8 protein-coding genes and 1 pseudogene are annotated in these 12,965 nt (G+C 59.9%); 4 read left to right on the forward strand and 5 right to left on the reverse strand.

The window, feature by feature from the left end; all coding sequences use genetic code 11:
• The coding region (locus tag NW815_RS00120) for an SPFH domain-containing protein (RefSeq protein WP_414415604.1) at positions 1-354 on the reverse strand (354 nt) is incomplete at its 3' end.
• Positions 355-590: 236 nt separating this feature from the next.
• Between NW815_RS00120 and NW815_RS00125 the strand changes: the two genes are divergently transcribed.
• Positions 591-866, forward strand: a complete 276-nt coding sequence (locus NW815_RS00125) for a hypothetical protein (RefSeq protein ID WP_238376900.1) — start codon at positions 591-593, stop codon at positions 864-866.
• A gap of 182 nt (positions 867-1,048) precedes the next feature.
• Here NW815_RS00125 and NW815_RS00130 read toward each other — a convergent pair whose 3' ends face one another.
• Positions 1,049-3,325, reverse strand: a complete 2,277-nt coding sequence (locus tag NW815_RS00130; protein WP_414388498.1) for a ComEC/Rec2 family competence protein — start codon at positions 3,323-3,325, stop codon at positions 1,049-1,051.
• A 257-nt stretch (positions 3,326-3,582) separates the two neighbouring features.
• On the opposite strand from NW815_RS00130, the gene cphA reads away from it, so the two are divergent.
• The 3 genes from cphA to NW815_RS00145 all read left to right on the forward strand — a co-directional run bounded on the left by cphA (position 3,583) and on the right by NW815_RS00145 (position 7,794).
• Positions 3,583-6,279 (forward strand): cyanophycin synthetase, encoded by a 2,697-nt coding sequence (cphA, locus tag NW815_RS00135; protein WP_414388496.1) that lies wholly within the window; start codon positions 3,583-3,585, stop codon positions 6,277-6,279.
• Positions 6,280-6,601: 322 nt separating this feature from the next.
• Positions 6,602-6,802 carry a hypothetical protein gene (locus NW815_RS00140; RefSeq protein ID WP_011432545.1) on the forward strand — a complete coding sequence of 67 codons (201 nt, stop codon included), beginning with the start codon at positions 6,602-6,604 and terminating at the stop codon, positions 6,800-6,802.
• A 122-nt stretch (positions 6,803-6,924) separates the two neighbouring features.
• The gene (locus NW815_RS00145; RefSeq protein ID WP_414415605.1) at positions 6,925-7,794 is read left to right on the forward strand and encodes a prepilin peptidase; all 870 of its coding nucleotides are present in this window, start codon (positions 6,925-6,927) and stop codon (positions 7,792-7,794) included.
• A 269-nt stretch (positions 7,795-8,063) separates the two neighbouring features.
• Here the strand turns inward: NW815_RS00145 and NW815_RS00150 are convergent, their stop codons facing one another.
• The 3 genes and pseudogenes from NW815_RS00150 to NW815_RS00160 form a co-directional block, all read right to left on the reverse strand.
• Positions 8,064-8,438, reverse strand: a complete 375-nt coding sequence (locus tag NW815_RS00150) for a DUF6883 domain-containing protein (protein ID WP_414330567.1) — start codon at positions 8,436-8,438, stop codon at positions 8,064-8,066.
• 102 nt (positions 8,439-8,540) lie between these two features.
• Positions 8,541-12,503 carry a magnesium chelatase subunit H gene (locus tag NW815_RS00155; protein ID WP_414388489.1) on the reverse strand — a complete coding sequence of 1,321 codons (3,963 nt, stop codon included), beginning with the start codon at positions 12,501-12,503 and terminating at the stop codon, positions 8,541-8,543.
• Between the two features lie 218 nt (positions 12,504-12,721).
• Positions 12,722-12,889, reverse strand: a pseudogene (locus NW815_RS00160) (tyrosine-type recombinase/integrase); the annotation flags it as partial.
• Positions 12,890-12,965: the final 76 nt, after the last annotated feature.

The raw sequence follows: 12,965 nt of genomic DNA on the forward strand, positions 1-12,965 counted from the left end.
GGGGGCGTCCACAATGCGAAACTGCAGCGTCGCCTCAGCCGCAATCTGCTGCCCATCCTGAGAAAGGGCCACCAGCCGCGGTGCGTAGGCGGTCGGGTCGTTGTCTTTCCAGGTCAGAGCTTGGGTTTTTACATCAAAAATCACCGTGCGAGAGACAAAAGGCGGCACCCAATGCAGACCTGGCTGCAAAGCCATCGGGCTCACCCCCCCTCCCCAGGTGAACACCACCATATTTTCTCCGTTGCCCACCAGTCGCAGCGGCCTGCCCATCGCCACTAGGATCAATACAGCTCCGGCAAGGGTGGCCTTGGGCAACCAGCGACCAACTCGCCTTTCCCAACCTTCTGCTCGCATCTCCCCATCTCCTGCGCATGCAGCCATTCTCGCGGCTGTGGGGAAATGAGGCTGAGAAATCGCCGCTATCTTTTAAGTTTTCTCCAGGGATCCCTGTCTTTCTCTCCCACTATTCGCAACGATGTCGAGTTCTCTACAAAGTTCACAAAAGATCACTTCATACTTTGCAAAGACCCGTGACGGACAGGCGAAAAGGGAAGAAGATTAAGACATAATAAAGATTTGGGTTGCCGTTCATGCTGTCCATTCCCGATTACGAGCGGCGGGACATCCAAGTGCCACTCTCGTGCATCCCCGTTGCCGCCCGGGCCTTGATCCGGCAGGGGGTATCCGTCTGCTGGCGGGAAGAAAGCCTGTCTGCCTTGATTCGTCTGGGATCCAAAGGAGCCGCCGACCGAGCCGCCATTCTGCTGGTGGAAATGAGCCTCATGGGCCAACCTGAGGAGCTAAAAAGCTGGCTGGAGATGTGCTGGCAACTGCCCGCTTGTCCCAGGGAACCGCTGCAGGTGTAGGGGTACCCTCTGTGGACGAATGCGGGATCGGCTTCTGTAGCTATTCCTCTGTAGCTACTCTGAACATGTCTAAGACATCCCCCGCCGCCTTGCCCTGCTGGCCTCTCTCCCACTTTGTTTGGGAAGCTGCAAGCTTTTTTGCTCGAATTCTACCGAGTTTGTACCCCAGACTACAGCGCTGCTCAATCCAATTGTGACCTCAAGGTTTGCACTCCCCGCCGCGACCAGCTTACCGCTCCAGACCGATCGGCTACGTAGAGGGGTCGTTGTTTCTGCCGGAACCAGGTGACCACCGTCTCGCCGACAGAGCCAGAGCTAATGCCCGCCTGCACCTGAAAGCGCTCCAGGAGATCCAAAATCAGGGATCCCCCGTCCCACCACAGCCAGTCGATCTGGGCCGGCATCAGCGGGGATCCGGTTAGCTCGACTTGCACATGGGTGCCGGCAGAGCCCAGCAGCAGCCAATGGGATCCCTCTGTTTCTAAAGTCAACACCAGGGGGTTGGTGTGGATGGCCTGTAGGCTCAACCGCTGCGACACCGGGATCCGGTCGGCAGGCTGCAACACTCGATAGGGGATCCCGGCAGCTTGCACAGCACTGAGGGAGCGCAGGTAACTTTCGGAAGCCGCATTAGCCCCTCCCCCGTCCCAGAATTGCCCAATCGCGTTGGCGGGACGTACTCCTTTGGAGAAAGCCGACAGCAGGATCTCCCAGCCGCCATTGGCAGAGCCGGCGGAGGTCATGGCCACCGCCCCGTCCAGACGGTGCAAGCCCTGCTGCCGCAAAAAGGGCAACACCGTGCGTTCTGCCAAACGGGGATCCCCGCTGTTGAGCAAGAGGTGGCGCCCTTCCGCTTGAATGGCCAGGATGGGAATTCGTCCACTGGCCAAGGCGGTAATTTGGACCGGCGGCCCCGGCCACATCCTTGGACCCAGGAGGATGGCGGCCATGATCAGGGCTGTGCCCTGCCAGCGGAAGGCCTGTCGCCACCGCGGCCAAAAGGTTAGGGCCACCAGCGCCCCGTAGAGGAGCAGGCACTGGAGCAGGGAGACCCGGCCGGTGTAGTAGGAACTCAGAGGCCAGCTGGCCATCCAGTTCACCCAGTTGATTAAAGGCGTGATCAAAAACGTCAAGGGCCGGGCCAGCAGGGATCCCAGCCCTGGAGAGAGTAAAGCCACAAAGGCCACCCCGAACCCCGCCACCAGCAGCGGCACTAGCAGAATCAGCAGCAGCGGGTTGGCCAGCAGCGAGTAGGTGGGGATGCGGCCAAAGATGGCCACCTGCAGCGGCAAAGTCCAGATCTGGGCTGCCAGCGGAACGGCCAAGGCGGTGGCCACAGCCGGAGGCAAAAAGTCCAGCCGGGAAACAATTGGGGCTGTTCCGACCAGCAGGCCCAGGGTGGCGGCAAAGCTGAGCTGAAACCCCAGGTCTGTAATCCACAGCGGCTCGTAGATTAAGAGCAAAACTGCCGCCACCAGTAGCGTCCCCAGGGGATTGAGCTTCACCTTTCCTTCCAGGCGCGGCTCCGTCAGCACCAGCATGGCCGCCGCCCCCATCAGTGCCGCTCGCAACACCGAAGGGCTGAACCCCGTGAGGGCGGTATAAAGCCCCAGCACCGCCAGGATGCTCCCCTGCTGCAGGCGCACCGCCAACCGCCGTGTTAGGACAAACACCACCCCCACCAACAGCGACACATGGAACCCAGAAGCGGCCAGCGCATGGGCCATGCCGATTTCCCGGAAGGCATCCTGCAAGTCGAAATCCAATTGGGCGGCCCGGGATCCCAGCACCAAGGAAGCCAACAGATTCCCCTGCCGCTCCCCCAATCCAGCAACGAACGCCTCTCGCACCCGCCGCCGCAACACCCAGCCCCCCCAACCTCTTCCCCCCGGCTGCAGGATCACCTCACGGGCGCTGAAGCCGGCAAAAGCCCCCTGGCGCTGCAGGTAGGCTTGAAAATCAAAGCTGCCCGGGTTCAAGGCCGGACTGGGAAGGTACAGGGATCCCGTCAGGCGCACCCGTTGGTTGGGGTGGAGATCCTTGTCCTGGAGGGCCTCAGGGCCGGTGGTGACGTAGAGCTTGCCGCTGACCTGGCGGGCCGTGGAGTCGGCGTTGAGCACCTGCTCTGCTCTCAGCCAAAATTGCCGCCGTTCGCTGCGGGTGGGACGAGGTTCCGAGAGGACGGTGCCCACCAAGTTCATCTGCTGCTGGGGGGCCAACAGGCTGATATCCGTCGGCCCGGGAAAAGGCTGCCGCCAACCCAGGTAATTCCAAGCCAGACACCCCACCAGACCCATCGCCAGCCAAGTGCGGGCCAGACGCGGTTGCCGCCGGCACAGCAGGGATCCCGCCAGCCCCAATCCCAGCAGGATCCCCCAGCCCCACCCGGCAGCCTGGGGCCAAGCCCGCACCAGCAGGCCCAAGATCCAGCCCAACCCCAGCAGATAGGTTCTTTCCATGTGCCGCAGACCCGTCTGCCCCCCACTGTACCGATGTGGTCAAGCGGGATCCATTGCGTTGTCTTAACCTTGCTCGCCTGCCGAAAGAATTGTATTAAAGGATACTCTTTCTCGACCTTGGCAAAGGGAGTGTAGATTAGGGCTGGTCGCGCCAGCGGGATGTAGTCCTTGGCAGTTTCCTGCGCCGGCATCCTGAAAACGACCCTAAAACGACCCTAGGTTATCTGTCCCCTTCCCCGCTGTTTCCCCTAGACCCTATGCGCATCCGATCCATCCGCGTTCTCAGTGGCCCCAACTACTGGAGCATCCGTCGTCATAAGCTGATTCAAATGCGGCTTGATCTGGAAGACTTGCAGGAGCGACCCACCAACACCATCCCGGGTTTCAAAGAAAGGTTGGAGGCCCTGTTGCCGGGACTGTGGGAACACCAGTGCTCCCGCGGCTGCTATGGGGGATTCTTGCAACGGGTGGAAGAGGGCACCCTCATGGGCCATGTGGTGGAGCATGTGGCCTTGGAACTGCAGACTCTGGCCGGCATGAAAGTGGATTTTGGCCGCACCCGCGAAACCTCCACCCCCGGCACCTACAACGTCGTGTTCGAGTATCAAGAGGCAGAGGCCGGGCGCTTTGCGGCCAAAGCTGCAGTCTACCTCTGTCAGGCTTTGGTGGACGGAGAAGACTACCGCCGCGACCTAGAACTGGACATTCAAGAGTTGCGAGAGATCCGAGAAAATGTCCGCTTCGGCCCCAGCACCCAAGCTTTGCTGGACGAGGCCGCCCTGCGCGGGATCCCCTATCTGCGCCTCAACAAGGGATCCCTGGTGCAACTGGGGTACGGCGTCTACCAAAAGCGCATCGAAGCCACCACCACTGAAAAAACCAGCATCATTGCCGCCGACCTGGCCGCCGACAAGCGGGCCACCAAAGAGCTGCTGCAGGACATGGGGATCCCGGTGCCCAAGGGCTATACGGTGCGTCGCCGCAGCGAGTTGGCAGCCACCATCGAGGATGTCGGGGGCTTTCCGGTGGTGATCAAGCCCCTTAACGCCAACCACGGCAAGGGCATCACCGTCAACATCACCAGCCTGGAAGCCGCCGAGATCGCCTACGATGCCGCCAGCCAATACTCCGATGTGGTGTTGGTGGAAAAGCACCTGGTGGGGGATGACTACCGCCTGCTGGTGATCAACAACAAGCTGGTGGCTGTGGCCAAACGGATCCCAGCCTATGTGGTGGGAGATGGCCGCTCCACCATTCAAGAGCTGATCGACGAAGTCAACAGGGATCCGCGGCGGGGGTTTGGCCACGAAAACGTGCTGACCCAAATTAGCGTTGATGACATGACCCTGCGTATCCTCGAAAGCAAAGGCTACACCCTGGATACGGTGCTGCCCAAAGGAGAACATTGCACCCTCAAATCCACCGCCAACCTGAGCACCGGCGGCATCGCCGTCGATTGCACCGATATCATCCATCCCTACAACGCCTTCATTGCCGAACGGGCAGCTCAGATCATCGGCCTGGATGTGGCGGGCATCGACCTCATCTGCCCGGACATTGCCCAGCCCGTCAACGAAACCGGTGGCGGCATTGTCGAGGTGAACGCTTCTCCGGGTTTGCGCATGCACCTGGCCCCCAGCGAAGGGATCCCGCGCAATGTGGCTGAGCCCATCATCGACATGCTCTTTCCCCCCGGCAGCCACACCCGCATCCCCATCCTGGCCGTCACCGGCACCAACGGCAAAACCACCACCACCCGCCTGATCGCCCACATCCTCAAAGGCATCGGCAAGCGGGTCGGCTTCACCACCACCGACGGCGTTTACATCCAAAACCATCAAATTGCCAAGGGAGACATGACCGGCCCCCACAGCGCCCGCCTGGTGCTCAGGGATCCCACCGTAGAAGTGGCGGTGCTGGAAACGGCGCGAGGCGGCATTTTGCGAGAGGGGCTGGGGTTTCCGGAATGCGATATTGGCGTGGTGCTCAACGTAACCTCAGATCACTTGGGGTTAGGGGATATCGAAACCCTGGAAGACATGGCCCGCGTCAAATCCGTCTTGGTGGAAGCGGTACACGAGCGGGGCTACGCCGTCCTGAATGCCGACGATGGCCTGGTGGCAGCCATGGCCGCCAATGTTAAGGCGACGGTGGCCTACTTCAGTATGAACCCGGAAAATCCCCTCATTCAAAAGCACATTGCTTCCGGGGGCACGGCGGCTGTCTATGAAGAGGGCCACATCTCCATTTTGAAACGGGGCTGGAAACTGCGCATCGAAGATGTCAGCAACATTCCCCTCACCCTCTCTGGCAAAGCCAGCTTCATGATCCAAAATGTGCTGGCCGCCACCTTGGCAGCCTTCCTGCACGGGGTTTCCATCGACGACATCCGCATGGCGCTGGGCACCTTCACCAGTTCTGTAGCCCAGACCCCCGGTCGCCTCAACTTGTTTGATGTAGGGGGCTACCAGGTGTTGGTGGACTATGCCCACAACCCAGCAGGTTACGAAGCCATTCAAAGTACCCTGGAGCGCTGGGATTGCCAACGAAAAATTGGGGTCATCGGCGGGCCTGGGGATCGGCGCAACAGCGACCTACGAGAGTTGGGAGTCCTGGCAGCGCGCATGTTCGACCGAGCCATTGTCAAAGAAGATGATGACCGGCGAGGACGGGAACCAGGCGAGGTGGCCGCCCTAATCCGGCAGGGTTGGGAACAGGAAAAGGCAGGGGATCGTCTGCAGGAAATCTTGGATGAGGCTACTGCTATCGAAACCGCTCTGGAGAAAGCCGAACCCGGAGACCTGGTGGTGATCTTTCCGGCGGATGTACAGCGCACCATCCAGATCATCACCCGCTTTCAAGACAAGCTCAACCCCAAACCCAGTTACCGCGGCTCTTCCTACAGCATTGGCCCAGATTTGATCTCCCCCAGCCCTGACATCAAACTGTCTTAGGCTGGCTGCCGACAACTCCAGAGTGCTCTATGGCCTCCATTCCTGGACAGACATCGAGAATTGAGTGGGCGGAGGTGACCCATAAGTCCTCGGCGGCGATATCCTAAGTTTAGGCTGGCGGGGGCGGGTGACTTGTCTTTTGGGAAGCAGCAGGTGTTCGGCTCAGGGGATCCTCGGCTTTTCAGAAGCCTTAACCGTTCTAAAAAAGTCTGAGGGATGGCAGACAGAACTTTGGGGATCCCAAAAGGTCTAAAGACTCCGTCCCGCCGACGCGATGGGAATGTCGTTAGGGTAGTTGTGAATTTGGCAAGGAAAACAGCTCATGGACAGCGCTCTGCTTCAAGCGGCTCGCCAGATTTATCAATTTCATCTGCAGTATCGACCGGAAGTGCTGGAGCAACCTCCGCGGGGGGTAGTCATCCACCGCCGTACCCTGCGAGGGGATCTGATCTTTTCCGAGTTCCCCATCCTGCTGCCCCAGGAAACTTTTATTCCGCTGCAGCAATTGGAGCCGCTGCGGTGAGGCACAAGGAGCTACGCTGACAGAGCAGATCCTTCCTTTTTCTGCCTTTAGGGACTCCGTCCTGCCGACGCGATGGGAATGGCTGCCATGCTCGAGATTCTCCCCTACTGCACAACGCTCACATGATGTGGCTGAGCATGATGTGGCTGAGCAGCGCCGACGCCAACAGAATCTGGGAGCTGCGCCTGTTGGCCTGGGTGCTGGTACTGGTGCTGGGGGCCTGTGTGGGCAGCTTCTTAAATGTGGTGGTCTATCGTCTGCCGCAGGGCCTTTCTCTGCTCTATCCCGGATCCCATTGTCCAAGCTGCAAGACGCCGCTGGGCCCGACGGAGAACATTCCCATCCTAGGCTGGTTGTTGCTGCGCGGTCGCTGCCGCCATTGTGGAGCGCAGATTAGCTGGCGCTACCCTGCCGTTGAGGCGTTGACAATGGGCCTGTTTGCCCTCAGCATCGGCGCTTTGGGGTTTTCTGCCCAAGGGATCCTCACCTGCATCTTGTTGAGCTGGCTGTTGGCCCTGGCGCTCATCGATCTGGATACCTTTTTGCTGCCGGAGGAGCTGACCCGTTCAGGCCTGGTGGTGGGGCTTTTGGCCCGCCTGGCTCTGCCGTGGCTCCAGGGATCCGGATCCCTGGCCGCTACAGGCCTGTCACTGGTGGAAGGGATTGCGGGAGCTGTGCTGGGCCTCTGGCTGCTGGAGGGCATTGGCCTCTTGGCCCGTTGGGTCTTGGGGCGGGAGGCTATGGGCGGGGGAGATGGCAAGCTGTTGGCCCTGATCGGCATGTGGTTGGGCCGGCAGGGGGTGGTGGTGGCCCTTCTTTTGGGTTCCGGGTTTGGCCTGCTGGCTAGCTTGCTGGCCATGACCAAGGGGCGGGCCCGCCTGGGAAAGCCCATCCCCTTCGGCCCCTACTTGGCTATGGGCGGAGGGGTAGCCGCTCTAGCCGGATCCCAACTGGTGGAGGGCTACCTACGCTGGGCCGGATTGGTGGGGTAGAGGGAACGTCCATTCAACATTGGATACTTCATGTTTCGGGATCTATGACTTCAAACTGATCGGGAAAAAGAATGAGATTAAAATATCGAAAACCTCCTACCAAGCTCAAATCCGGAACCGCTAAATCAACCGCATAGCCTTCAGTGGGATCTGAGTAACATTCCACAATGGATCCCTGAGTTCCAGCAGGAATAGTGGTCTCGCTGAAATACTCCTTGACATCTGCCACAGTTTTGACTCTACTGTATGGCTTGATTCTAGAAGTGGTTTTACTCATCATTGTGTACCTCTAGCCAATTGGTGACCAAACGAGGGATTAAACTTTCCTTATCAACCTGCCACACGGTCACTAAAGTGCCTTTTTTCTGATTGAGGCCCAAAATTTCAATCTTGACTCGATAGCGGCTTCCATAGGGTGTTGGAAACGGATCCCCGGCTAAGGCGCAAGGCAGAGCAGCAGTAACCTGTTGCAGAATGTGAGCAAATCCCACCCTTCTTCCCTCTGGTGTACTGACATCATAGCCAAGCTCTGCAAAGGCAATCCACTTGCCTTGATTTCCAGGATTAGCTGGATTCATAGAGTAATCAACGAACTTGGCAGGATCCACTGCTGCTTCAGAAGCCCTGGGCAAGGATCCGGCCATGGTTGCAGCTTTTGCCGACTTCACGTAAGGTCTAAGGACTCCGTCCCGCTGGCGCGAACAGTAGCCCAGACGTCTCACGCTAACCTGAAACAACCATATTAATTACTCCACCCCCTCGATTCGGTCTTCCACTTCCTGGTACAGCTCCTGCAGACGCTCGATATTGGCCTGGGAAGTCTGCCAGTAGCCACGCCCATGCACCTCCAGCAGGGATCCGACAATGCGCCGGAAGGAGTGGGGATTGAGGTTCATCAAGCGCTGCCGCATCGCCTCGTCCTTGATGAAAGTCTCGTTGGTTTCCTCGTAGATCCAGTTGTCCACCGCGCCTGCCGTAGCTGACCAGCCGGAGGTGTTGACCAGCCGCTTGGCGATCTCCCGTACCCCTTCGTAGCCGTGCTTGAGCATCCCCTCATACCACTTGGGGTTGAGGAGCTTGGTGCGGGCGTCCAGACGGATGGTTTCGCTCAGGGTGCGGATCTGGGCGTTGGGCGTGGTGGTATCTGCCATGTAGGCCGAGGGGGCCTTGCCGTCGGGGCGCAGGCTCTGCACCAGCTTGGTGGGATCCGCGTCGAAGTAGTGGCTGACATCGGTCAGGCTGATCTCCGAGGAGTCCAGGTTCTGGAAGGTCACATCCACCGTCTTCAAGCTGGCTTCAAAAAGCTGTCGCATCTGCTGGTTGGGCAGATTCGAGCCAAAGGCAAAGGACTTGCGGGATAGGTACATCTCCCGCAGCTCGCTTTCATCTTCCCAAGAGCTGTTTTCCACCGCCAGGTTGATGTTGGCGGAGTAGGATCCGGAAGCGTTGGAAAAGACCCGCGTCGCCGCCTGTTCCAGGGTCAGCCCCAGCTCTTCTGCCTGCTGCAGGGCGTGCTTGCGCACGAAGTTCAGCTCCAGGGGCTCGTTGGCCGTGGCCGCCAGCTTTACCGCCCGGTCGATCAGATCCATCTGGTTAACAAACAGATCCCGGAATACCCCAGAGCAGTTCACCACCACATCGATTCGGGGACGGCCCAGGTCCTCCAAGGGGATCAGCTCCACCTTGTTCACCCGCCCCAGGGCATCGGGTTTGGGTCGCACCCCCAGCAAACACAGCACCTGCGCCAGGGATTCCCCATAGGTCTTGATGTTGTCGGTGCCCCAGAGCACCACCGAGATGGTCTCCGGGTACTTGCCGCCGTTGCTGCTCATCTCGCGGGCCAGCAGCCGTTCCACCACGATCTCCGCAGACTTAATCGCGGCTGCCGTGGGGATAGACTGGGGATCCAAAGCGTGGATGTTGCGCCCTGTCGGCAACACATTGGGGTTGCGGATGGGATCCCCCCCCGGCCCCGGCAAAATGTACTCCCCTTCCAAGGCCCGCAGCAGGGATCCCAGCTCATAATCTGCCGTAATTTGCTTGAGGCACTCCTCCAGAAATTCAAACAAGGGCTTCAAAAGATCCGGATCCACCTGGGGGTAGCCCGCTTCTTTTAGGACTGCCAACCAGGGGGCTTGCCGGCCCATGTTGAAAAAGTTGAGCTTGGCCACCCGCGCGACCCGGCCCTGGGCGTCGGTCTGCTCCTGCACCAGCGCCGCCACCGCCTTCTGGCAGGCCTTGTTGATGCGATCCAGCAGCTCCGTATCCGCCAGGTGTCCCCGATCCCGGTTGCGGTAGATCTCGTCGATGTCCCGGCCCAGGCTTTGGGCAAGAATGCGCGGCAGACCCAGGATCCCTTCTTCCGGGCGGTCGATGCTGGCAATGCTCACCAGGGTGGCAATCGCCTCCTCTGCTGTGGGGGGCGCTCCAATGACGTGCAGACCACAGGGCAACAGCCGCGACTCGATCTCCATCAGCTGGGCGTAGAGCTTGCCCACCACCCTGTCCCGCTCTTCCAAGCTCAACTGGGCGGCGTCCCCCTGGGGCAACTCCACATCCTTGTCCAGGTTCACCAGCCGCGCCTTGTCGCAGATGGCGTTGACGATGGCGATGCCCCGCGCCCCCTCCCGCAGGGTTTGGTAGGAGCCGATCATCTCCCGCAGCTCTTGCAGCCCCTTGTAGAGGCCGGCGTTTTCTGCCGGCGGCGTCAGGTAGCTGATGGTGCAGGCGTAGCCCCGCCGCTTGGCAATAGTGGCCTCACTGGGGTTGTTGGCGGCGTAGTAGTACAGGTTGGGCAGGGATCCAATTAGATTATCCGGATAGCACTCGCCCGACATGCCGATCTGCTTGCCCGGCATAAACTCCAGGGATCCATGGGTGCCAAAGTGCAACACCGCATCCGCCCCCCACACTTTCTCCAGGTAGGTGTAGTAGGCAGCAAAGCCGTGGTGGGGGCTGGCTGACCTGGAAAAAAGCAGCCGCATGGGATCCCCTTCATAGCCGAAGGTGGGCTGCACCCCGATGAACACATTGCCAAAGTGCTTGCCGTAGATGAGCAGGTTTTGCCCATCGGTATTCAGGTGCCCCGGCGCTGGCCCCCAGTATTGCTCGATGGCTTTCACGTAGGGTGTCAGCGCCTCGTACTCCCGCACCGACAGTTTGGCGGCCACATTCAGCTCCGGGCTGGCGTACTGGGCCTGGGGATCGTGCAGGATGGACTCCATCAGCTCCTGCGGGGTTTTGGGCAGCTCGGGGCCGAGGTCATAGCCGTTGTGGGCCAGGGCCTGCATCACCCGGTGAATAGAGGCAAATACATCCAAGTAGGCTGCTGTCCCCACATTGCCTTTGTCCGGTGGGAAGCTGAAGACGGTGATGGCGATCTTCTTCTCCAGCTTGGGCTTGCGCCGCAAATTGGCCCATTTAATGGCCCGCGCCGCGATCAGCTCGATCCGATCCTGCATTGCGTGAGCTTTGCCGGTGGCCGCGTCCCGCCCTGAGAGGATGATGGGATCAATGGCCCCGTCCAGCTCGGGAATGGCAATCTGCAGAGCCACCTGCACCGGGTGCAGCCCCAGGTCGCTGGCAGCCCATTCCTCCGTCGATTGAAACACCAAGGGCAGCGCCACCATGTAGGGGCGATTCAGCCGTTGCAGCGCTTCCACCGCCTTGGGGTGATCCTGCCGCGCCGGCCCTCCCACCAGGGCAAACCCGGTTAGCGACACGACCACATCCACAATGGGCGCTGTCTTCTGCGCGTTCCAGAAAAACTCGTTCACTGGCTTGGAGAAATCTAGACCCCCGGCAAACACCGGCACCACCCGCGCCCCGCGCGACTCCAGCTCTTGCACCATGGCCACGTAGTGGGCATCATCCCCCGTCACCAGGTGGGTGCGCTGCAACACCAACCCCACGCAGGGAGCCAAGGGATCCTTCACGTCCTGCGGCAGATCCTCGCGGGCGTTGTACCAATCCAAATACTCCGCCAGACTGGCAAACATCTGCGGCGCCAAGGGGTGCCAGATGCCCATCTCCAAGTAGGTGACCGGCTCGGCAAAGGAGAGCTGCCCCCGCATCCCCGGCAGGTAGCGATCCGCCAGCATCAGCAAAAAGTTCTCCAGGTTCTCGCGGGATCCCCCCAGCCAATACTGAAAGCTGAGCATGAAGTTGCGGGCATCCTGCGCCTTGTCGAAGGGCAGATACTTCAGCACCTTGGGCAGCGTCTGCAGCAGCTTCAGCATCCCCTCCTGGAAGTTGGATCCCTGCTGGCGCTTGCGCATGAACTGGGCAATGGCGCTCTTGGACTGTCCCAGCTGCGCCATAGAAAAGGATCCCATCTTGTTCAGGCGCATCACCTCCGGCATGGAGGGAAACACCACCACCGCATCCAGCCGTTCCCGCAGGGGTTCTACCGCCTGCACCACCTTCTGGGCAATGTCCTCGATGAAGATCAAGGATCCAATAAAGACATTGGCCGTTTCCAGATCCCGCCGAAAAGCCTCATAGCCCGCGGGATCCCGCAGCTCCTCCACCAAGTAGCCGGCCAGCTCCACCGCCAGCTTGGAGTTGTGGGCATTGATGCGCTGCGCAGCCGCCGTCAGGGCACTCTGATATTGCGGCTCCAACACCACGTACACCACCTTCATCAGGCGGCGATCCCCCACCTCGGCAGGGGTAACGTGGCGGGTGATGGGCTTAACCAGAGTAAACATGCGGTCGCTCTCCGTCGTGCAATGCAAAAGATGGGGTGAACTGGGGAAAGGACTCCGTCCCGCTGACGCGATAGGCAGGATCCCCTATTGTCTGTTTCCCGTTCTACCAGAGAAACGGATCCCTGCTGGGAGCATGGCGGCAAGGTCGTAATAATTCGCAATGATCGCTGAGGTACTGTAAAGGGGAAGAGGATCCCTTCCCCAGAGAGCGTCCCCTTCTAAGGATCCAATGGACTTCTCACCCCGCGCCCGCCTTTATTCAGCACATGGGTGTAAATCATGGTGGTTTTGACATCTTTGTGGCCCAACAATTCTTGGACGGTGCGGATGTCGTAGCCGTTTTGCAGGAGATGAGTGGCAAAACTATGGCGGAAGGTGTGGCAAGTAAACTACCCGACTCCGTACCGCTTTAGCGATACAGAGTAGGCTTTTAGTAGCCCTGGGCCTGCTCTGCTCTACCAG

It is taken from the genome of Synechococcus sp. R6-7 (assembly GCF_047461695.1).
Classification (GTDB): domain Bacteria; phylum Cyanobacteriota; class Cyanobacteriia; order Thermostichales; family Thermostichaceae; genus Thermostichus.

Coding starts and splice junctions, on each gene's coding strand:
- NW815_RS00125 (WP_238376900.1), top strand. CDS start 591: ATGCTGTCCATTCCCGATTACGAGCGGCGGGACATCCAAGTGCCACTC.
- NW815_RS00130 (WP_414388498.1), bottom strand. CDS start 3,325: ATGGAAAGAACCTATCTGCTGGGGTTGGGCTGGATCTTGGGCCTGCTG.
- cphA (WP_414388496.1), top strand. CDS start 3,583: ATGCGCATCCGATCCATCCGCGTTCTCAGTGGCCCCAACTACTGGAGC.
- NW815_RS00140 (WP_011432545.1), top strand. CDS start 6,602: ATGGACAGCGCTCTGCTTCAAGCGGCTCGCCAGATTTATCAATTTCAT.
- NW815_RS00145 (WP_414415605.1), top strand. CDS start 6,925: ATGATGTGGCTGAGCATGATGTGGCTGAGCAGCGCCGACGCCAACAGA.
- NW815_RS00150 (WP_414330567.1), bottom strand. CDS start 8,438: ATGGCCGGATCCTTGCCCAGGGCTTCTGAAGCAGCAGTGGATCCTGCC.
- NW815_RS00155 (WP_414388489.1), bottom strand. CDS start 12,503: ATGTTTACTCTGGTTAAGCCCATCACCCGCCACGTTACCCCTGCCGAG.